This is a genomic window from Vibrio sp. 10N.222.55.C6, assembly GCF_041473395.1.
GTDB classification, from domain to species: domain Bacteria; phylum Pseudomonadota; class Gammaproteobacteria; order Enterobacterales; family Vibrionaceae; genus Vibrio; species Vibrio crassostreae_C.
In genome coordinates, this window is sequence record NZ_JBFRSD010000009.1 from 183,563 (window position 1) to 203,497 (window position 19,935).

19 protein-coding genes and 1 pseudogene are annotated in these 19,935 nt (G+C 43.3%); 5 read left to right on the forward strand and 15 right to left on the reverse strand.

What is annotated here, in order from left to right; translation table 11 throughout:
• Nucleotides 1–3: 3 nt before the first annotated feature.
• The 8 genes from AB4486_RS09510 to AB4486_RS09545 all read right to left on the reverse strand — a co-directional run bounded on the left by AB4486_RS09510 (nucleotide 4) and on the right by AB4486_RS09545 (nucleotide 7,640).
• Nucleotides 4–1,416, reverse strand: coding sequence for a TraB/VirB10 family protein (locus AB4486_RS09510; protein ID WP_017061841.1), 1,413 nt, complete (start codon nucleotides 1,414–1,416; stop codon nucleotides 4–6).
• Complete coding sequence (gene traK, locus AB4486_RS09515; protein WP_016800276.1) at nucleotides 1,413–2,138, reverse strand: type-F conjugative transfer system secretin TraK; 726 nt, start codon at nucleotides 2,136–2,138, stop codon at nucleotides 1,413–1,415. Before traK ends, AB4486_RS09510 begins: the two co-directional genes overlap by 4 nt.
• Nucleotides 2,135–2,695, reverse strand: coding sequence for a type IV conjugative transfer system protein TraE (gene traE / locus AB4486_RS09520; RefSeq protein ID WP_016800277.1), 561 nt, complete (start codon nucleotides 2,693–2,695; stop codon nucleotides 2,135–2,137). The genes traK and traE overlap by 4 nt, the downstream gene beginning before the upstream one ends.
• Nucleotides 2,695–3,000 carry a type IV conjugative transfer system protein TraL gene (gene traL / locus AB4486_RS09525; protein ID WP_016800278.1) on the reverse strand — a complete coding sequence of 102 codons (306 nt, stop codon included), beginning with the start codon at nucleotides 2,998–3,000 and terminating at the stop codon, nucleotides 2,695–2,697. Before traL ends, traE begins: the two co-directional genes overlap by 1 nt.
• Before the next feature lie 41 nt (nucleotides 3,001–3,041).
• Nucleotides 3,042–3,344, reverse strand: coding sequence for a type IV conjugative transfer system pilin TraA (locus AB4486_RS09530; RefSeq protein WP_016800279.1), 303 nt, complete (start codon nucleotides 3,342–3,344; stop codon nucleotides 3,042–3,044).
• 174 nt (nucleotides 3,345–3,518) lie between these two features.
• Complete coding sequence (locus tag AB4486_RS09535) at nucleotides 3,519–3,890, reverse strand: hypothetical protein (RefSeq protein WP_016800280.1); 372 nt, start codon at nucleotides 3,888–3,890, stop codon at nucleotides 3,519–3,521.
• Between the two features lie 716 nt (nucleotides 3,891–4,606).
• Nucleotides 4,607–6,181, reverse strand: coding sequence for an EAL domain-containing protein (locus tag AB4486_RS09540; protein WP_016800281.1), 1,575 nt, complete (start codon nucleotides 6,179–6,181; stop codon nucleotides 4,607–4,609).
• A gap of 178 nt (nucleotides 6,182–6,359) precedes the next feature.
• A complete protein-coding gene (locus AB4486_RS09545; protein ID WP_016800282.1) occupies nucleotides 6,360–7,640 on the reverse strand; it encodes a hypothetical protein in 1,281 nt (426 codons plus the stop codon).
• Nucleotides 7,641–8,158: 518 nt separating this feature from the next.
• On the opposite strand from AB4486_RS09545, the gene AB4486_RS09550 reads away from it, so the two are divergent.
• Together AB4486_RS09550 and AB4486_RS09555 are read left to right on the forward strand one after the other, a co-directional pair.
• Complete coding sequence (locus AB4486_RS09550; protein WP_102495456.1) at nucleotides 8,159–8,896, forward strand: KilA-N domain-containing protein; 738 nt, start codon at nucleotides 8,159–8,161, stop codon at nucleotides 8,894–8,896.
• A gap of 371 nt (nucleotides 8,897–9,267) precedes the next feature.
• Nucleotides 9,268–9,408, forward strand: a pseudogene (locus tag AB4486_RS09555) (L-threonine 3-dehydrogenase); the annotation flags it as partial.
• Nucleotides 9,409–9,536: 128 nt separating this feature from the next.
• Here the strand turns inward: AB4486_RS09555 and AB4486_RS09560 are convergent.
• The 3 genes from AB4486_RS09560 to AB4486_RS09570 all read right to left on the reverse strand — a co-directional run bounded on the left by AB4486_RS09560 (nucleotide 9,537) and on the right by AB4486_RS09570 (nucleotide 13,844).
• Nucleotides 9,537–10,763, reverse strand: a complete 1,227-nt coding sequence (locus AB4486_RS09560) for a DUF819 domain-containing protein (RefSeq protein ID WP_372117018.1) — start codon at nucleotides 10,761–10,763, stop codon at nucleotides 9,537–9,539.
• Nucleotides 10,764–11,304: 541 nt separating this feature from the next.
• Nucleotides 11,305–13,227 carry a monovalent cation:proton antiporter-2 (CPA2) family protein gene (locus AB4486_RS09565; RefSeq protein WP_372110202.1) on the reverse strand — a complete coding sequence of 641 codons (1,923 nt, stop codon included), beginning with the start codon at nucleotides 13,225–13,227 and terminating at the stop codon, nucleotides 11,305–11,307.
• Nucleotides 13,227–13,844: an NAD(P)H-dependent oxidoreductase gene (locus tag AB4486_RS09570; RefSeq protein ID WP_010428887.1), complete on the reverse strand. Its 618-nt coding sequence runs from the start codon at nucleotides 13,842–13,844 to the stop codon at nucleotides 13,227–13,229. The genes AB4486_RS09565 and AB4486_RS09570 overlap by 1 nt, the downstream gene beginning before the upstream one ends.
• Nucleotides 13,845–14,147: 303 nt before the next feature.
• Here AB4486_RS09570 and AB4486_RS09575 point away from each other — a divergent pair, with 303 nt between their 5' ends.
• On the forward strand, nucleotides 14,148–15,224 hold the full coding sequence (locus tag AB4486_RS09575) for a low specificity L-threonine aldolase (RefSeq protein WP_372100287.1): 1,077 nt from the start codon (nucleotides 14,148–14,150) through the stop codon (nucleotides 15,222–15,224).
• 102 nt (nucleotides 15,225–15,326) lie between these two features.
• On the opposite strand, the gene AB4486_RS09580 is transcribed toward AB4486_RS09575, so the two are convergent.
• A complete protein-coding gene (locus AB4486_RS09580) occupies nucleotides 15,327–15,452 on the reverse strand; it encodes a hypothetical protein (RefSeq protein WP_017060906.1) in 126 nt (41 codons plus the stop codon).
• 247 nt (nucleotides 15,453–15,699) lie between these two features.
• Between AB4486_RS09580 and AB4486_RS09585 the strand changes: the two genes are divergently transcribed.
• Entirely contained in the window at nucleotides 15,700–16,134 is a 435-nt protein-coding gene (locus AB4486_RS09585; RefSeq protein ID WP_004730224.1) for a YccF domain-containing protein, read from the forward strand.
• 104 nt (nucleotides 16,135–16,238) lie between these two features.
• Here the strand turns inward: AB4486_RS09585 and AB4486_RS09590 are convergent, their stop codons facing one another.
• The 3 genes from AB4486_RS09590 to AB4486_RS09600 form a co-directional block, all read right to left on the reverse strand.
• Nucleotides 16,239–17,162: a hypothetical protein gene (locus tag AB4486_RS09590; RefSeq protein WP_029235256.1), complete on the reverse strand. Its 924-nt coding sequence runs from the start codon at nucleotides 17,160–17,162 to the stop codon at nucleotides 16,239–16,241.
• Nucleotides 17,163–17,357: 195 nt separating this feature from the next.
• Entirely contained in the window at nucleotides 17,358–18,506 is a 1,149-nt protein-coding gene (yiaY, locus tag AB4486_RS09595) for an L-threonine dehydrogenase (RefSeq protein WP_017060904.1), read from the reverse strand.
• A 260-nt stretch (nucleotides 18,507–18,766) separates the two neighbouring features.
• Nucleotides 18,767–18,919: a hypothetical protein gene (locus AB4486_RS09600; protein WP_017060903.1), complete on the reverse strand. Its 153-nt coding sequence runs from the start codon at nucleotides 18,917–18,919 to the stop codon at nucleotides 18,767–18,769.
• A 234-nt stretch (nucleotides 18,920–19,153) separates the two neighbouring features.
• Between AB4486_RS09600 and yjjG the strand changes: the two genes are divergently transcribed.
• Nucleotides 19,154–19,828 (forward strand): pyrimidine 5'-nucleotidase, encoded by a 675-nt coding sequence (gene yjjG / locus AB4486_RS09605; protein ID WP_372107258.1) that lies wholly within the window; start codon nucleotides 19,154–19,156, stop codon nucleotides 19,826–19,828.
• Nucleotides 19,829–19,935 lie beyond the last annotated feature (107 nt).

A 19,935-nucleotide genomic window follows, 5' to 3' on the forward strand; every position in this document is an offset into this window, starting at 1 on the left:
ACCTTAATTTAATTGTTGGTTAACTTCTGCCGCGAGAGGGTTGAGTGTGATGGTTTCTAAAAGGGTGTCTGGTTTTGCTTGCTCTTGCTCTTTTGTCTGATGATCAACATAGCGTTTGATCGCTTCCTCATCATCCAGAGGGAACCCTTTCGTAAAGACGATATTCACGATGCCCCCTGGATTGATTTCGATGAAGGGGTGATATAACTCGGCTAAGGCAATGTAGTAATCCGAAAGCTTACTCCCCACGTCCGAGGTGGCATTGCCCAATAAACTTAATCCCACATCCTTGCTGTTGAGGCTCGACGTTGAGCCAAGCGCTGAGGTTGAGGTGGTGCTGGCCAAGCCCGCCCCGGTCTCACCCAGTCCTGTTAAGATGCCTGAGATCCCCGCCATTTGGACGATTTTGCCGTTACGTAAAATCGAGGTGCCACGGATGCCATTGCGCCCAAAGTTAAAGACGGTGCCTTGAACGGGGATATCTAAAATTCGACCGTCCCGAATGCAGCTGAGGGTGTGAGTGCGCGCCACGCCGCGATTGGAAGAAAGGTCACCGTACACGCTCCCAATGATGGTGCAGTCTTTGAGGTGGCTCTTTTCTCCATTGGGCAACACGCCTTCATGCACGGTTTGAAACACGATGGGGGCGGTATCACTTTGGCCGAACGCCCCGGCATTGGCATCGGCGCCACCGGTGATTTTGGCGGTCACAAAGGTGCCCGACGGGACGTAATTGTCGACGGTTCGTTGGTACGCTGACTCTGAGGAGGCTGTCCAAAAAAAATCAAACGAGTCAAACGCTTGCCCTTGGTCATCAAACGAGGCCTTATCGGCTTTGCTGTATTGAAAGCTCTCTTTTTGCAGATCATTGGTGGCGTAAGAGGGTAAAGGTTTGGGAGGAAGTGGGCGCGAGCCAAACGGCGCAGGCTCTCCCATGACGGTGAGGTGACCGGCTTCCTTTGAGGATAGCGATTGGGTTGATGGCAAGGCGATGGTGCGCTGCGCTTCTTGATGTTGGCGTAATTCCTCGCGTAAGATCTCGTTCTCTTTCTTCATTTGCGAAATCGTATTTTCGTTGCTCGTCATCAAACGATCGACGTCTCGATTGAGGTTTTCCATCTTTTCTTTGACGTCTTCAATGTCTTGACCTTGTAAGGTCAAGGCTGAGCGGTTGTCTTTGTCGGTAAAATCATCAGTAATGATTTCCCCAAAATTGGGGGCTGACTCAACGACTTCTTTCGCAGTATCTAGCGAGGTTCGAGGTTGTTTAAAGGCTTTAAACGCAAAAAAAACTGCGACTAAGAGCGCAACGGCTAACAGGCTGAGTATTTGGTTACGCTGCTTACTTTGGTCATTGGCGAGCACTCCATCCTCTAAGTCTGACTCTCTAAAAAGCCACTGTTTCAATCGTTTCATTCGCGACCTCCTGTGATGATGTACAGATGTGTAGATTCACCTGGGGGTAAGGTATAACGGTCAAGTGAGGCGCTCCGACTGGCGTAACTGTAAAATTGCGCTTCGGTCAGAGTGACGGTGTCATTGGATTGGTTTTTAACTTGATAAATAAGCCCTGAGAAGGGGCGGCCTACAAAAAGGGTCTGCGGAATAATGGCCAGTGGCGACGTGTCTTTGGGGAGGGTTTCGGGGTCAATCGGATGGACACGAAACCCTGGGATAGGCGTCTTTGAACGCTGCCAATGTATCATTTGTTTGGTGAGTTGCCCCAAGGCCAAAGGGTATTCGAGATCTTTTTCAAAGACACTTTTCTCTGCAGTAGAGCGAAGCGGAATAAACTCATTCACCACCGCAGGGACGGCTTTAGGGTTGATAAAAAGCGAGAAATTTTGACCTTTCTCTGTGGTGACGTGCGCGGTAAAAGGCAAGGCGATGTTGAGTTTGACGGTAATAGAGCCCGATTGGTCTCGTTGATTGGCTTTAGCGAGACAAAACCCTCTAGGGCAATGAAGGTTTAATATCTTGTCGTCTTTCACTACTAAACGGTTGGTGTTGACCGAGGATAAGGGCAACACAATGGTATCATTTTGCTCAAAATAGTAGGTCTTTGCGTCAATCGTATGGGCGTGGCTCATGATGGGTAACAACAAACCAAAAAAAGCATAAATCAAGCGTATTTTCATAACGGTATCTCTTGGGCGATGGTGTGAAGTTCAATCAAGCCACTTGAGTAATCGGCTTGGAGTAGATACGTCACGGGCTCAGGGTCAAGTGTGCGCCCCGCGATGGTTTTGTTGAGCGTGCCTTTGACCCGTATTTTCATTTCATTCAGGTTGATAGACAGCGTGTCAACTTCAAAAAAACTGGTGACGTCGTTCTCGATGATAAATTCGGCTTCTCGCATCAACTTGTCTTGTAAGCCACTCCAGTATTTAGGCGGCACGTAGGTAATGAGTAAGTTGAATTGACGTTTAACGTTAGAGGGCGTGACATTAAATTTTAGGTGTATCCACCAATCGGCCATCATAGAAAGATACGCTTCATCAACCGCATCGCTTGAGATCGTAAACGCTCGGTCGATATGAGGTGGCACGAAGGTGCGCTTTTCCGCTTGGTTTTGGCTTAATAAAGCAAAACTCAACCCAGCGGTTCCTAAGGCGGTGATCAACACCACCGCGGTGAGGACGTAATTGATAAAGCGAGCCGCTTTAAGCGCCTCGCCGTTATGTTCATTGAGCATCAGTAAATCCAATATTTTTTTGTGGCTGGGGGCGTGCGTTTAAAAATGGTTTTATTCGCTGTGTCATCCCCATACCAGTGGATGAAGTGAATGATGAATTTGGGGCCGTGTCGGACTTTTAAGCTGCGAATGGTGAGGAAAAAGCCGATACACACGGCGACCGCGACCAACCGATTGATGTTGAACAACATCAAAAACAACAAGATAGAAGGGAGTATTTCATCGATTGGAAATCCGACTATTTTGACGTCGGTTTGTAAGTAGTTTGGAAAAGCGAAGAGGGTTTGTTTGTCTTGATGATCCATAGTGAAATAGGGCGAATAGTTTCGCGCTCTCCTTATGTGGTTTATAAGCCTACAAACCCTTTACCAACTTCCCAGAACACCACGCCAACGAAAAAGCCGATGATGCCACCCACCCAGTTCTTTTGCATGATGCCCACGATGATGCCGCCAATCAGGCCTGCCACCAGAATGTAGAACTCGCCAGAAGACCCCGTCCCTACCGTGTTGGTCACGGTATCTTTACCACTGGCAAAAAGGTCATCGGCGTAAGCGGGTGACGCACAGGCAAAGTAGACGGCCAGTAGCGTACAAAAGTGACGCCAATACGTAAGAGGAAGGTTGAAGCGTGAGGTTTTATCTTTCATGTGGTTACCTTTAAATGTAAATAAAAGAGGCACGACATCGCACCGCTTTTATCAAAAGGGGTGTCGTGCATCTGGTGGGTTGAAAAATGGACGTTGTTAGTTCCCCATATTTTGGGGAAGGCTTTGGGCCGCATGAGTGAAGGTGTTGCCGTTGAGCCCCATGGTTCTTCTCGATTACATTAAAGGCAACAAGGAAGCGTTTACAGACTTCAAACCGCGATTGCGACAGACGTGTTGTTTCCAATTTTGAGGGGTCATGATCGTGTTCTTGAGTTTACGATAATGTTTTTTGCGAGCATTTTTTGATGGTGGTGGCGTGAGTTGACGGACCGATTGAGTGTGTTTTTGAACCGAAACGAAATGAACACCCTTCCAATAGAAAGGAAAGGGGAGGCGGTCAGTAAAAGGCAACAAAGCAGCAAATGCCATGTATTCACGCCCGACTGAGCCCAGTTCTTTGAAGCTGACAAAATCCCCTTGTTCAACAAAGCGGTCCAATAAACTCCCCGCCTCATCTTCACGACAATATCCGTATACAATTTGCATTATTCAAACTCCTTTTAAGGACATTGTTTTGCTCTTTTAAAAGAACAAAACAATGGGCTCTCTCTCAAGAGCCGTGCTACAAACTGGCTTGTGTATTCTTGTAGTAGAATACGCACACCCAAAGGGTGTGGTGTCTGGTATTCCCAAGTAACTCTGTTTAACCACTCAACCAGCATGCTTAATTGAGTAGAAAAACAGCCTTGGACGTCGCCCCAGATAAGGCTCCTGAACTTTTTAGGCATATTACGCAGGCCTGCGCCCATCTGCGGCGCTTTTTGCAATAGTGAAGGCAGCCACTCTTACGGTGATGCAGGTGTTGGTATGCAGATGGAATAATAAGCCGACGAATGTGTTTTTCGACTTTGATTTCAAAGACTGCGATATCAACGTAGTCAGTATGAATCAACATCAATGGGGATGACAATGTTTGAAAGCATCAGCAACGCACAAGGGACTTGGTTTTCGACCTATCGTGAAAGAACGGGCCAAAAGGGTTTTCTGACGTACATGTTCTGATGTGTAAGGCGGGAATGGTTCGTTATCCCACAAGGGGACCTTGGTGGACCACTTTAAGTAAGTGATGCCACAAATGAGCAAAGAGTGTGGTTATCTTCTTTACTCCCGACGTGTTCGTTTTATGGACTCAAATAGGCTAAACCACGAGTATTAGTAAGAGCATCTTTTCGTTGTTGACTAAGGTAAGCTCCGTGATGTTTTTAGCTGAGCGCCTCACTAACCCGCTCGTGAGTATAACCATAATCTAAAGCCCAGCGATGGAGATCTTCAATCGACATAGGTTTAGCGTAATAGTAACCTTGATGTTGAAAGACGCCTCTTAATAAAAGCCCGTTAGCTTCAAGCTTATTTTCAACCCCTTCCGCTACTAGATTCATTTCTAACTGCTTAGCCATTTTAATATACCCATCGAGAACAGCGGATTTTCCTTCATCAATGGAGCGTGTAAACATTTTGTCTATTTTGATAGTGTCAATATCGAAATAATGCAAATAGGAGTTTCCGCCATAACCGGTACCTGCATCATCAAGGCTTATTTTAAGTCCTAATGTTTTGAGTAAGGCGAGGCGCTGACTGGCAAACGCCAAATTTTCAATCGGTTGGCGTTCTGTCAATTCAAGCGTCAGTTTTGAGTAGTCGTGCTGAAACCGCTTTAAATAGTGGTAAAAATCGTCATTTTGTAGGTGCAGAGGAGTGATGTTGACACTGCAATAAAACTCAGCGTTTTGACTCATCAAAGACGATAAGTCGCGGTAAATGGTTGTAATGAGATTTTCTGTTGTTGGAATGATATCCCCACTTTGCTCTAGATAATGGATGAACTTGCTTGGTTCTATGACGCGGCCATCAGAGGGAAGCCATCGGAGTAAAGCTTCGACACCGAGCATTTTACCTGTTTGTGCGTCTACAATGGGTTGATAATAGGGGAAAAACTGGGCGTCTCGAACCGCTTTTTGAAGAGCAATTTCTTTTTTTGCGTGCCAATAGGAAACACATAACCAAAGAATGGTGAGTGAAATCATAAAGAGTAAAGTGGTGACCGGCCACAAGTTTTGCTTAAACTTCGAAAGCACTCGTGAGGCAGAGACGGAGGATTCAAAGGTAAGAGGAAGATAGTTTGAAGCAACTGAGTTCGAGTACAGGCGATCAGCATTGGGCAAACTGCCTATTTCAAGGATAGTGTAATTTTCTTTTGGTAAAGATAAACGAATAGAGCGTTGATGGTCTAAATCATTTTCAAGAAAAAGGTATTCCGTGCGTAATGGAAAGAGGAAGCCATATTGTCCATTCGAACCGTATAAATAGGGGGGATGTTTTGGGGTTGTGGAGAGAGAATAAATCGCTAAACGCCACATTTCCCCTTTTAATTGTGTACTGAGTAAGTTCTTAAAATTACGTTGTTCAAATTGCTCAACGCCGAAAGGAGAGCAATAGGTATAAGGTTTCTGCTTATCAAGATTAACGATGGGTATCGACATAAGTAGATGCGACACATAAAGCTTCTCTAACTGCTCTATAGTGTCAGTGGAGCATTCACCGCTAGCGACGCTGGCTTCAGAAAGAATGGGTTTTTCAAGCCCATATTTAATCGCAACAGAAACGATTTGATCGAGGTAGTCGACGTCATGCTTAATTTCATTATGAACTTGATAAAGACTGGTTGCTAATGAAGCCAATAAGCTAAACAACAGGGCCAATAACATAACACCAGTCTTATAGACCCATTGAGGGTGGGGACTGAATAAGCGGTCTAACCAAGGGTGTCTGGAGCGCATACTTAACTCTTTATAATTATAAATCCAACGAATTGTGTTGAGCTGTGAAATGTTATTATGCGGTTTAATTAACGTTAATTTCTATAAAACCTTTTAATCTGAAAGGGTAAGATCATAAAAGTGGAAAGCCGATCACTCTTTGTTAGGAAGTTTCAATTTTTAGGTTCTAAATCAAGCCTTAAAGAAAACACTGACCGTAATCTTGGGCCGCATTAAACATATGGCTTAAATGTAAGGCTTTCTTTGTTAAAGGGTCATATTTATGACAAGCAAAACAGCCCCTATCTTCTTTAGGATGCACTAAAGCAAACCATTGAGGGTTTTGGACATAGGTCTCCATTGTACTGTTTGATAATAACTTCGAACCCCCTATTTCATTTTTCCAAGAGGGAGGCACCTCTCCTTTATTTAAATCACTCTCGTTTGAGACTGTCCAAGATGTGCCCACAAGGAAGTAGTTAGACCAAACAGATTTACGTGATTGGTAATAATCTGACATTGCCTCGTTAAGCGCTTTTATATCTTTAGCTACTTCAGTTTTCGTTAAAACACCAACCCCATAGGGTGTTTCTCTACAGACTTGAGTAGGTTTACCAGGGAAGTAAGTATTCACTTTCTGAAAGGACATTGGGTTGAAAAATGTCCATTTACCTGATTTTTCAAAATTTGATAGGTTAGGAACATCAGCACAATCAGGAGCGTTTTCCTTGTGTTCAAATGTGGTCCAAATGAATTCAGGATGATTCCTTGTTTTTCGCACTACATGAATCCCGACCAAGCCCATTAGAACATTACTCCTTACTGCCCCGTCGATCTCAACATCTCTATGAATAGTGAAAAATTTTTCAGGGTTGTCGTTATTAGATATTAATTTCCATGAGGTTTTTACTTCAGTGGAGCCTGGGGATATTTCAAACGGTGTTTTCCCACTGTCAATATCGGCGACACATTGGCTATTGTTTAATCCGTGTTTGACGATGTCATTGTAGAATTTTTTATTGACACTTTGTTGATAGAAGACCGGATTGCCTTCTTGATCGTTCAATGGGAAATTAGAGCCGGCTTGAAGGATCTCACTTTGTACTAATCCTTGATCACCTTTATTGTCCCAACTATCGGGTATCTCTTTAAATATTCTGTCTTTCGGCATCATATTCAAGAATAAATCCGGTGTCTTGTCACTGGTATAATAAGCAAAAGATTGCCATGCAAACTGCATAAAACTGCAATTAATATCGGATTTACTCGTTTCTGTAGGCTCTTGAGGTAAGGAAGGGTAATCAATCCAAGAGGAGTTGCCAGTACAGTCAGGGGCTTCTAACTCTAACGATTTTTTATCTCTAATCTTATTTTCGTAAGAGTCATTCGATTGAAAAGCTTCCCCTATAATTTCTGTAGAATAACAATGTATTGGTGAGAGGAAAAATGAGGAAACTATTATTTTCTTTAAACAATTCATGATAATTATTATCATTCGTATTTGTATGGGTGGCTAAAATTACAATAGTTACAAATAAAATGAATCTAAATTAGTTAATAATTTAGTGTGACTCTGGAACTGCGTGTGTGCTCTGGAGTTGTTTTTGTCTCGATTCTGTCTACGTTCATAGGTGAGGCAAACTGATTATAAGAACCGCGCTCTATACAATATGCAACGTTATTAAACGTTTGACACCGATCTTCCACATCGTTAATCTGTAACGGCACTGGCAAAATCCAGTGTCGGGATTAGTCCCCCGCAATATACACCCAAGGCGCATAGACGCTAGCTTTTGCTGGTTTTTTATGTGCAGCTTCAGCACACCTGAACATAGTCGTTTTACTTATAAAACGTACTATCAGCATTATGGTGGGCTGGGCGAGGCAGCTTCGGCTGGCCGTAACCTTGGGAGCGGTAGGACTAACCTTGTTCAGCTCACCACCCGAAGATTAGTCCCTTTGTGTGGTGATTTAAAGATCATCCCCAAGGAGGCAACCATGCCAAATTTAACAATCTTTTCAAAAGATATCCGCGTGCTAGATGACTTGTACTCATTAAATGATCTACATAAAGTGAGTGGTGGGCATCAAAATCATAAGCCTGTTCATTTTCTTAAGAACAAGCAAACTCAAGACATAATTGAAGAAATTGAGCAAAGTAAGAATTCTTACTTTGACCAAAATACTAATTCTCACTTTGCTGTAAAAACTAAACGTGGCGGCAACAGTGCAGGGACGTGGGTATGCAAAGAATTGGTCTACTCATACGCAATGTGGATTAGTCCAAAGTTCCATCTTAATGTCATTCGTGCTTTTGACAGTATGACAACAAACCAAGATCCAGCATTTCCTATTCCAACCGTTCCACAAGACCTCTCCTTAAACGACTTAATCTTTGAACTGGCCAAGGCGAAAAACGTAACAACGCAAATTGTACATGTGCACTACAATTCTGTATTCAATACTAATGCTTGGTCACAAGAGCATGGCTTTGAACATGCATTGGCAAAAAGAGTACTTAAACAAGACTTAGAAAATGAATTGCGTAGTCAAACCCCAGAACTGCAGTTACTTAAGCAGCAAGCGCGAGAACACGACCTAGCATTAGTGGATGAAAGTGAATACCAAAGCTTTCAAGGCCGAATGCAAATGCAGCAAAAGCAAATCGAGAAGTTGGTAGATGATGTAATGGCGTTAAGTCGAAATCATAGTGCGCTAACAAGACATATTTTGTGATAAGTGTTACTAATATTTAGTAACTCAATGGGAGAGTGATGAGTTACTTGAAATCTACTATAAATAACGCATAGAGACTGTAATTCTTATGGTTGGTTAGAAGCGGCATTAAAGCAATCGTTAATGTATAACTTTAACCAATCAACTAAATAGTATGGGCAATCAAAGTTATCTGATGTCGATACGTGCGTATATTTACTGAAAGCCACTAAATCGAACATAGACAAAAGGTTCATCGCGGATTAGCGGGAACCTTATTTTTTAGGTTTCTGGTTTTTATCTGATAGCTCAAAATATGTCGCCATTTTGTCGCCATTGTCAATTTTGATTTTTTTTAAGCTTTTGTTTTTAAATGACTTAATTCGCCATTGTATATAATGGCTTCACTAATCCAGTCAGGCCTAGATCTAACACCAATCATTACTCACCACTACAAAGTGGACGACTTCCAGAAAGGCTTCGACATGATGCGCTCTGGTATGTCAGGTAAAGTAATTCTTGATTGGGAATAAGCTTTAGCTGAGTAACAAGATATTAGAAAGGCGACAGTTTTTACTGTCGCCTTTTTTACATCTCGGAACTCAAGAAAATGGGCGATATGATCAAGGTTCAGTTGCCCATTTTTTACAGCAATGAGTTGTTAACCCAATGCAGCAGCCTGCATGATTAGGCCACAGATGTAAGCGCCGTATGTACCGAGTGCGTAACCAAGTACAGCCATTAGAATACCTACTGGAGCTAATGCTGGGTGGAACGCTGCCGCTACGATAGGAGCCGATGCAGCACCGCCGACGTTAGCTTGGCTACCTACTGCCATGAAGAACAGTGGTGCACGGATTAGCTTTGCCATCACAATCATGATAATCGCGTGGATGGTTAACCAAGTGATACCGATGAAGAAGTAGCCTGGGTTATCCAAGATAGCTGTGATATCCATCTGCATACCAATAGTGGCAACTAGGATGTAGATGAATGCAGAGCCCACTTTAGATGCGCCACTGTGCTCAAGGCTGCGTGTTGATTTGAAGCATGAAGCAATGAGTGCAAACGTAGTCACCATTACGATTAACCAGAAGAATCCAGAAGTCAGGCTGTATTGCGCCAGTTCAGGAGCATTAGTTGAGATCCATGGTGCGATAATGTCGCTAAAGAAGTGTGCTAAGCCCGTAAGGCCAAACGCAATCGCAGTGATCTTCATTAGATCCGTTGTCGTCGTCGGACGCGCGTTTTCTTCTTGGTACTTAGATACGGTTTCTTTTAGGTCTTCGATAGATGAAGTATCGGCTTTTAACCATGCATCAATCTTCTTCTGACGACCTGCCATGATAAGTAACACTGCCATCCAAATGTTCGCACAGATAACATCAACCGTAATCATTGCAGAGAAGAGTTGGTCATCAACCTCGAACACTTCTTTCATTGCTGCTTGGTTCGCACCGCCGCCAATCCAAGAACCAGCCACAGTTGTAAGGCCACGCCATACATCGCCAGATACTAGGTCAGGGTTAACTTGGTCGATAATCAGAATTGCCAAAGGGCCACCAATGATGATGCCGACAGTACCCGTTAGGAACATGATGACGGCTTTTGAGCCAAGACCGAAGATTTTGCGTAGATCAGCTGAGATGATCAGTAGAACGAGTGCGCTTGGTAATAGGTAACGACTTGCAACAAAGTACAGCTTTGAGTTTGATGCGTCGATGATGCCTAGGCTGTTCAATAGAGAAGGAACAAAGTAACAGAGCAATAGACCCGGAACGAACGAGTAGAATTTTTTCAGTGCGCTATTTTGGCTACTTTCCGTGATAAAAACACCGCCAAGAATAACAGCTAACATGCCCATTATTACAGCATCATTAGTAATCATTATTATATCTCCTTTAAGGTGAGCGCAAAGGTCTCACTTTTTTGAATTGCAGGACTATACCGACAACCGCCATTCGTTACAAATTGTAACGATAGACATATTTTGAAATGTTTATGTTAATTTTGATGGTTTGAATTTGTGAATGTCGTGCGTTATTTATTTGATTGATGAATGAATCTGTTAGGGGTTTTGCGGCGTATTTCGATATATGCAATGTAATTCAAGCCTTAGAGAGTGGTCGCTAAGAATTGGGTGGGTGCTTGAATGGTAGGAATGAGTGCATATATAGCCATGTTTTTGGTGTGGTTTATGCGGGGTGGAAATGTTTCAATAATGTAAAAATCGAATCCACTTTTGCCATGTGGTCAGAAATTAAAAATTTTAGCTAGATCACACAAATCTTTCGGATTAAGAGTTTCAGCACCTGATACTTGTGCTCATTTGAGGTTTTGTCGGGGTTAAATGAAAGAAAAAGCGGCTCAAATAGCCGCTTTTGATGGTTGAATAGCATGGTTATCTAGAGCTGTAGTCTAGATTCTGCTTAAGACTCTTCTTCCTCAAAGCCATCTGCATAGCCTTTCGGTGGAGGTGTCCAACCACGTTCAGAACGAGAGTGTTTGTCTGAACGGTCTTTTTTCATATCTTCTTTCATTGCTTCTTCAAGGTGAATGAAGATTTGTCGGTAGTTGTTGTCGTAGCGTGGGTTCTCTTCCGCTTCAGACCAAGCTTGGTAAAGCTTTTCAGACTTACGGCTCTCAACGCGTTGATAAGTCGATTTTTGCTGCTCGACGAAGAATGGGTGATGACCCAAAGAACGCAAGGCTTCTGCACCCATTTCAAGAGCAGAATGGTAGGTCTCTGATTCCACGAAGTCTGCACCTGCTTCTCTTAGGCGATAACTATGACCACGGTCGAATGCACGCGCTAAGATTTTCACTTTAGGGTAGTTGTGTTTAACGTATTTGACCAATTCAACACTTGAGTCTTGGTTGTCGATAGCCACAACCAACATTGCGGCTTCTTCGATACCAGCGGTATGTAATAAATCATGACGAGTCGCATCACCAAAGTAAGATTTGATGTTGATTGAACGTAGCAAGTCGACTTGATTAGCTTGATGATCCAAAACCACAGTATTGACATCATTCGATACCAATAAGCGGTTAACAATCTGACCGAATCGGCCAATACCAGCAATGATCACCGTGCCTTTCTCTTCGATGGTATCTTCTTCGCGATCGTTAGACTTTTGCTCGTAACGAGGAAGTATCACTTTATCAAACAGAATGAACAGACCAGGAGTTAAGAACATAGAGAGGGCAACAACCAGTGATAGTGTTTGAACAATATCCGCAGGTAATACATGGTTCTGTGCTGAGAAGCTGAGTAGTACAAAACCAAATTCCCCCGCTTGAGCCAAGCTCAATGTAAATAGCCAGCGGTCGCTGTTTTTGATTCTGAAGATTAAAGCCAGTGTAAACAACACCAAGGCTTTCAGCGCCATCACGCCAAGAGTTAAGCCAATGATGAGTGCGAAATCGTTAAATAGAACGCCAAAGTTGATACCTGCGCCTACCGTGATAAAGAACAATCCAAGCAATAACCCTTTAAACGGGTCGATGTTAGATTCCAGTTCGTGCCTGAACTCACTGTTGGCAAGTACCACACCTGCTAAGAAAGTACCTAGGGCAGGCGACAAACCAACAAGGCTCATTAGCGCGGCAATACCAATCACCAACATCAGTGCAGTTGCAGTGAAGATCTCGCGTAAGCCAGAGCTCGCAACAAAACGAAACAGTGGCCGACTTAGATAATGTCCACCGACGACCACAATCGCAATTGAAGCCGTAATAACAAGTCCGTATGCCCAACTTGGCAAACCTGCAACTAAACTGAGTTCATCATGGTGTGCAGCGGTTTGGGCGGCACTTTCTGCCAAAGCAACCAATTCAGGAAGAGCCAACAAAGGGATGAACGCCAGCATTGGGATAACGGCAATATCTTGGAACAAAAGTACCGAGAAAGCGTTTTTACCGCCTTCCGTTTTAGACAGGCCTTTCTCATTGAACGTTTGTAGAACAATGGCTGTCGATGAAAGCGCAAAGATCAAACCGATAGTTAAAGCAATCGTCCAAGGTTGACCAAAGAACTGTGCAATTCCCATCACGATAGCGGTCGTACCACCAACTTGAAGGCCACCAAGCCCCATCAATCGGTTTCTCATCGCCCATAGCATCTTAGGTTCAAGTTCAAGCCCGACTAAGAACAGCATCATCACTACACCGAACTCGGCAAAGTGCTGGATGGTTGTTGTCTCTTCGCCAACCAATCCAATGATGGGACCAATCACAACGCCAGCGATTAAGTAGCCGAGAACTGATCCAAGTCCAAGTCTTTTGGCAATAGGGACCGCAATCACGGCTGCAATTAAATAGATAAATGCTTGTAGAAAGTATCCCGTCATTATTTAACCTCTGCCATCAATTCTTCCACAATATGGTTCAACTTTTCTGCCTTGTTGGCTCTTTTGATGTTGATATCACCTGCAACCAAGGCCTGTAAAAGCGTTCTGTAGCTATCGACATGTTGTTGAATACGGTTTTCTTCTAAAGCGGTACGAGATCCAAAAAGCGCAAAAGGCGCAAGATAGTTCATCCCACATAAAGACGCGGTTTGTTCAATTGGGTGAAGCAGTTCTCGAATAGTGAAGTGGTTGTAGCCATCACTTTGGTAAGCATCCTTTTTACCGCCAGCAGTGATGCAACACAGTAAGCTCTTACCTTGTAACTCGTTGCCATCGGTTCCATAGGCGAAGCCATACTCTAGAACGAGATCTTGCCACTCTTTGAGAATTGCCGGTGTGGAGTACCAATATAAGGGGAACTGAAAAATGATGATGTCATGGTCCAATAGGCGTTTTTGCTCACGATCGATGCTGATCTTGAACGTTGGATATTCGGCATAGAGGTCGACGCACGTGACACCGTCAACGCGTTTTGCTTGCTCAAATAACGGTTTGTTAGCTTCAGAGCGATGCTGAGAAGGGTGGGCGAATAGCACCAAGACTCGATTTTTCGACATATAGCCCTCTTTGTCCATTAACGAATAATATTTATTGGAATTATAGATATACAATAATAGAAGAATGGTTGAACAACAACGAATTAGCCCATACTTATCTATTTAGATGCGTGTGTTTTTAGGTACTTAATTGTATAAAACATCCGTCAATTTGAGTATTTCCGGCACAAGCCGCCGATGACTGAGTAAAACTAATTATTCACGAATAGTAAAAGCGAATATAGGCATTTTATGTCACCGTTGGTGGGTAACGTAAATAATCCAATAACCCTACATAGAACAACAATGAATAAAGGAAAAACTATGAGCATGGACTTGCGTCAACAATGTGATTTGTTGCTTTCCGGTCACCTAGAACCGACTCCAGCACAAACATTCGCTCAGATGGCTGAATGGTGTGAGACACACAATGTGAGCCATGATAGCTACGGCGATGGTGAGTTTATCGAGAGCTTCGAAAACAAAGTCGCGGAACTGCTAGGTTATGAAGCGGCTGTATTTGTGATTACCGGCACCATGAATCAACCCACAGCATTAGAAATTGCGTGCCAAGAGAAAAGAAACCCAGTAGTAGCGATGCATGAGTCGAGTCATATCATGCGTCATGAACGCCAAGGGTATCAGCTCCAAAATCGATTCAACGTGCTTCCGGTCGGCAACGTATTTCGCACTTGGAATGTCGACGACTTAAAGGCTTGGCCTGATGAGATTGCCGCGGCATTGTATGAACTACCGATGCGAGAGATTGGTGGTCAGCTGCCTGAGTGGGAAGAGCTTGAAGCGATAAAGCAGTACTGCAAAGAACAATCGATTCATCTGCATATGGATGGTGCGCGTTTGTGGGAGTGCGGCGCGTATTATCAAAAGCCATACAGCGAGATTGCTAAGGGGTTCGATACGGCTTATGTTTCGCTGTACAAAGGGTTAAACGGTCTTGGGGGGTCACTCTTATTAGGTGACAAGGCTTTCGTAGCAAAAGCGTCGGCATGGATGAAGCGTCAGGGCGGAAATGTTTATCATCGCACGCCTTACGTGGTTTCGGCAGCAATGCAGTTTGATGAGCGATTAGAACTGATGCCTGCTTTATACGAACGCACCAAACAGGTTTATCAAATCCTACAAGATTACCCTCAGTTTACGATTAACCCGCAACAACCGCAGGTCAACATGCTTCACCTCTATTTACCTGTGAGCTATGAAGACGGCATTATTGTGAGAGATAACATAGCGAAGAAACACAAGATTTGGATAGGAAACCCAGCGATCAGTGAGTTGCCAAACCAATGTAAGATTGAATGGTATGTAGGGGATAACCTACTAAATTTGCCTGATCATGAGCTGATAGACATTCTAGATTTTATTAGCGAAGAGCTGATTTGATTAACGAAGAGCTGGCTGAAGAAGAACTGATCTAATTGGAACTGAAATGGATACAGGAAAGGGTTCTTATATCCATTTATATAGCTAGGATGTCCGGCTCTGTTACATATACTGGTTGATGTACACATCAACTAAGAACATGAACACTGGAACAGTGCTGAGAAGTCCGAAGAAGACGATTGGCACCCAGTTTTTCATTTTCTTTTTAGGTTGCTCAGTGTTATTCATAAATTCGGCCTTAAATTCGTTGTTGAGTCTGTTTAGCTTTTTGGTACTAAAAATCTAAGTGTATGGTATCAAATAAATGGGTTTAGCCCTATGTAGATTTAGAGAACCGTGGTGTATATCAATCACATAAAATGTAAGTGATTCATAAACGGTTCATAAAGGTTCAACAATAATGAACCTATTACAACAATCATTGCCTTACTCGGCATATTAAATAAATAGCATTCAAAGATTTGGAGAATACAGAATGAAAACAATAGGAAACATCATTTGGTTTCTGTTCGGTGGCGTATTTATGGGACTAGCTTGGTGGTTCTTCGGACTGCTCGCATTCCTAACCATCGTTGGTATTCCATGGGGTAGAGCATGTTTTGTTATGGGTAACTTCTCATTCTTCCCATTTGGTCAGGAAGCGATTTCGCGTGATGAGCTAACCAATGAAATGGACATCGGCACGAGCCCGCTAGGTGTGATTGGTAACGTTATTTGGTTCTTATTTGCGGGGATCTGGTTGGCGATTGGTCACATCATGTCAGCAGTAGCGTGTTTCATTACTATTATAGGTATTCCGTTTGCGATTCAGCACCTTAAGCTCGCGGTTATCTCATTGGCGCCAATCGGTAAAACCGTTGTCGACAAGCGTGAAGCAGAAGCGGCACGAGTAAGAAACTACAAGGGTTAAGACTACAGTTTAAGCCTTATATAGAACTGAAAAAGCACATCACATGATGTGCTTTTTTGTGCCTCGTTTTCTATCTAACGATGCCCCAATCTCACAAACACTCACTAGACATTGTTGAACAAGACTTCAAGCCTAAGGGTGATGTTGGCTTCTTCGGTGTGTTTCTCATGAGGTTCTCGTTCCCATTGATAACGAGGGATGAGTTCGTAGAACAGCCACTCTTTCCATACGTTTTGTCGGTAGGTAACCGAAACCTGAGCGTATTCGTAATGATTATGAGGCTCATCCGTTGCATTAATCGTGGCGCTATATTGAAGTGCTTGGTCTTGGGCAAGGTAGTGATACAAGGTTAGCCCTGTACCATAGTTCCAACCTTTAAGGTCGTCGTTATATCCTGCAAAGCTTGACCATCGAGCCAAGAAATCATCACTTAAAGAAAGATCAAAGTCGATGTCGGTGATCTCACCAGTCTCTTGTTTTTCTTGATATACACGTTGGGTCAGCCTGAATACTGCATCTGTGGTGAGCGGGTAGGTAAAACGATAGCGAGCCTCTATTCTTGGGCGTAATGTCGCTTTGATATTGAAACTACTGTAACCCTTGGCATAGGCGTCATAACGAAGGCCAAGTGCATTCTCTAACTCTTCAGAATCTTGTGGGAAGAAGTCTAAGAATTCTTCATCGCCAACAGACTCGTAGATTAGCTTAAGCCTTTTGCTGACAAAGGGTAAATGCAGGCGTGCGTTGAGCTTGGTGGAATAATCCACGTCACCGCCCTCAGAATAGATGAAATCATTATACCAACGTACAGAGGTTCCGGCTCTGGCGTCCTCGGTAATACGGTCATCCACAAAGAAGTTATCGAACCATATTGCGGGCTGACAAAACTTGCTGTTTAGGTAGTGGTAAGCTTTTTCGACGCGCGTGTCTTCTAACGGTTGGCTGTGACACTCATCCTGTTCCTCCGCGAAGGCAGAGTGGGAAACGAGCGATGCTAATAATGAGGAGTTAACTATCCAACGACTCAATGGAACCTGTTTGTCATTCTATGTATCAATAGTTTGACTATAACTAAGCAGTTATGACAATGCGACTTTTAAAGAGATTTATCTTAATCAGTGGCTATTCAAAACAGAGACTTGAATAACATATGGCAGGTAAAGAAAACGGGCTCAGTAGGTGAGCCCGTTTGTCGATAAGTTTATAAGTGACTTAATGGCAGATTACATTGCCGCTTCGAAAATCGCAGAGATTTCTTCGTGGGTCGCTTGTTTAGGATTAGTAAAACCACATGCGTCTTTCAGTGCGTTGTCAGACAGAGTAGGGATATCTTCTAGCTTTGCACCAAGTTGCGCGATACCTGTTGGGATGTTCACGTCATTTGCTAGTTGAACAATTGCGTTGATCGCAGCTTCTGCGCCTTGCTCTGGTGACATACCTTCAACGTTAACGCCCATTGCTTTTGCAACATCACGTAGACGCTCAGGACAAACTTGCGCGTTGTAGCGTTGAACGTGTGGTAGCAAGATAGCATTACACACACCGTGTGGAAGATCGTAGAAGCCGCCTAGCTGATGCGCCATCGCATGAACATAACCTAGTGACGCGTTGTTGAACGCCATACCCGCCATGAACTGTGCGTAAGCCATTTGTTCACGTGCTTCAATGTCTTCGCCGTGCGCTACTGCCGTTCTTAGGTGAGCTTGTACAAGTTCAATGGCTTTAATCGCTACAGCGTCTGTAATTGGTGTCGCTGCGATAGAAACGTAAGCTTCGATTGCGTGTGTTAGCGCATCCATACCTGTTGCAGCAGTCAGTGATGCAGGCTTAGCAAGCATTAGTTCAGGATCGTTTACTGAAATAAGCGGTGTTGTGTGCTTGTCAACGATCGCCATTTTAATGTGACGTTCCTCATCAGTGATGATGCAGAAGCGTGTCATTTCTGATGCTGTACCAGCCGTAGTGTTGATAGCGATAAGAGGCATCATTGGCTTTTCAGATTGGTCTACGCCTTCGTAGTCTGCAATCTTGCCGCCGTTAGAAGCAACCAGAGCAATGCCTTTTGCACAATCGTGTGGAGAACCGCCACCTAGAGAAACAACGAAATCACAATCGTTGTCAGTCAGCAATTCAAGACCATCGTTAACGTTCGTGATGGTTGGGTTTGGTTGAGTGCCATCGAATACAACTGCGTCTACGCCTCGCTGGCTAAGAAGGTCTTGTACCTGCTTAACTACACCAATTTGATTCAAGATCTTATCAGTTACGATCAGACCTTTTTTAAAGCCTTGAGACTGAATACTATCAGCAGCATCCTTCAGACAGCCAGTACCCATGAAGTTGATTGTAGGGATGTAAAATGCAGTAGACATTGGAAAACTCCGTTAATTATGATTTTTAATTTCCTACATGTTGTCGGCATTCAAGTGGTCGACCATTGATCTGGAACAACTTTGAATTCGAACTACCACTTTGTGGCTAGTCGTTGTGATAGGGCTCATATAGCAATCGTTTTCATGGTTTTTGGCTGTGTTGATTGTCAGTAATAGATCGCGATAAATCGACTAAATTAGAGACAGTATGGAGCTCTATAACAATGAAAAATAAGGTTTTTCATTGAAAACTCTTCTAGTTAGGCTGGTGTCGACGTTTTATCTGAGTCATCGCTGCATTCAATTTCAGGTTCTTGTGACTCTTCAGAATCAAGCGTGTCTTCTGACTCCTCGTCATAGTATTTGACAAGAAAAGGGGTAAGCATGACAGACGATGGTAAAAAGTGCTTCATAGTACCTCCCGGTACCTAAGTGTATTTATTGTATGGTATTGGTTTAATATGTGGCAAAATTTGCGATACATCATGACTTGCGGCTTGTTTTCTATAAATTATTAGATTTATATACAGGCTCACAGATTTACGAGTAAAGTGATTGCCAGCCTACAAGGCGAAGAGAAAAATTAAGCAAAACTACGATAAAAACAAACACAGCACTGCTCAACAACGCGAATAACAGGACAGAAAATGAAGTACGATTGGATATTCTTTGATGCGGATGAAACCTTGTTCCACTTTGATGCTTTTCAAGGAATGAAGCTGATGTTCTCCCGTTTTGGTGTGGACTTTAGTGAACAGGATTATTCGGTTTACCAAGAGGTTAATTTACCACTATGGGTAGACTATCAAGATGGTCGCATTACGGCTGATCAACTGAAACACACGCGCTTCGAAAGCTGGGCTGAGAAATTAGAGACAACAACCGCTGCTTTAAACAGTGCATTCTTAACAGCGATGGCGGATATCTGCTCTTTATTACCGGGTGCACAAGAGTTGATGGAGTCTTTAAAAGGCAAAGTGAACATGGGCATCATCACTAACGGTTTTACAGAGCTGCAGTCAATTCGTTTAGAGCGTACAGGAATGACGGATTACTTTGAGCACGTGATAATTTCTGAAGAGGTTGGGGTAGCCAAACCGGATGCACAAATTTTTGAATATGCCCATAAGCTGATCGGGTTACCATCTAAGCAACGAGTATTGATGGTCGGAGATAACCCACATTCCGATATTCTAGGCGGATTAGATTTTGGTATTGAAACCTGTTGGTTAAATAGTCAAGAAAAGGCAACGCCAGCCGGAATTAACCCTCATTATCAGGTTAAGTCTCTGGCTGACCTGCAAGCTCTACTGCTGGCTTAGTGAATAGTTAACAACTGACCGCCACTAGCGAATACACAATCATAATCGGTTGATTTCTTTAATCGACCAATGCTTTGTAAATTGATTGGCGTTTCGTTAATTGACCA

Bases quoted from the DNA above. Each gene is read 5' to 3' on its own strand.
- AB4486_RS09550 (WP_102495456.1), top strand. From the start codon at position 8,159: ATGCCAAATTTAACAATCTTTTCAAAAGATATCCGCGTGCTAGATGAC.
- AB4486_RS09580 (WP_017060906.1), bottom strand. From the start codon at position 15,452: ATGAATAACACTGAGCAACCTAAAAAGAAAATGAAAAACTGGGTGCCA.
- traE (WP_016800277.1), bottom strand. From the start codon at position 2,695: ATGCTCAATGAACATAACGGCGAGGCGCTTAAAGCGGCTCGCTTTATC.
- AB4486_RS09540 (WP_016800281.1), bottom strand. From the start codon at position 6,181: ATGCGCTCCAGACACCCTTGGTTAGACCGCTTATTCAGTCCCCACCCT.
- AB4486_RS09535 (WP_016800280.1), bottom strand. From the start codon at position 3,890: ATGCAAATTGTATACGGATATTGTCGTGAAGATGAGGCGGGGAGTTTA.
- AB4486_RS09560 (WP_372117018.1), bottom strand. From the start codon at position 10,763: ATGATTACTAATGATGCTGTAATAATGGGCATGTTAGCTGTTATTCTT.
- AB4486_RS09585 (WP_004730224.1), top strand. From the start codon at position 15,700: ATGAAAACAATAGGAAACATCATTTGGTTTCTGTTCGGTGGCGTATTT.
- yiaY (WP_017060904.1), bottom strand. From the start codon at position 18,506: ATGTCTACTGCATTTTACATCCCTACAATCAACTTCATGGGTACTGGC.
- traL (WP_016800278.1), bottom strand. From the start codon at position 3,000: ATGGATCATCAAGACAAACAAACCCTCTTCGCTTTTCCAAACTACTTA.
- AB4486_RS09570 (WP_010428887.1), bottom strand. From the start codon at position 13,844: ATGTCGAAAAATCGAGTCTTGGTGCTATTCGCCCACCCTTCTCAGCAT.
- AB4486_RS09530 (WP_016800279.1), bottom strand. From the start codon at position 3,344: ATGAAAGATAAAACCTCACGCTTCAACCTTCCTCTTACGTATTGGCGT.
- AB4486_RS09575 (WP_372100287.1), top strand. From the start codon at position 14,148: ATGAGCATGGACTTGCGTCAACAATGTGATTTGTTGCTTTCCGGTCAC.
- traK (WP_016800276.1), bottom strand. From the start codon at position 2,138: ATGAAAATACGCTTGATTTATGCTTTTTTTGGTTTGTTGTTACCCATC.
- AB4486_RS09510 (WP_017061841.1), bottom strand. From the start codon at position 1,416: ATGAAACGATTGAAACAGTGGCTTTTTAGAGAGTCAGACTTAGAGGAT.
- AB4486_RS09565 (WP_372110202.1), bottom strand. From the start codon at position 13,227: ATGACGGGATACTTTCTACAAGCATTTATCTATTTAATTGCAGCCGTG.
- yjjG (WP_372107258.1), top strand. From the start codon at position 19,154: ATGAAGTACGATTGGATATTCTTTGATGCGGATGAAACCTTGTTCCAC.
- AB4486_RS09545 (WP_016800282.1), bottom strand. From the start codon at position 7,640: ATGAATTGTTTAAAGAAAATAATAGTTTCCTCATTTTTCCTCTCACCA.
- AB4486_RS09600 (WP_017060903.1), bottom strand. From the start codon at position 18,919: ATGAAGCACTTTTTACCATCGTCTGTCATGCTTACCCCTTTTCTTGTC.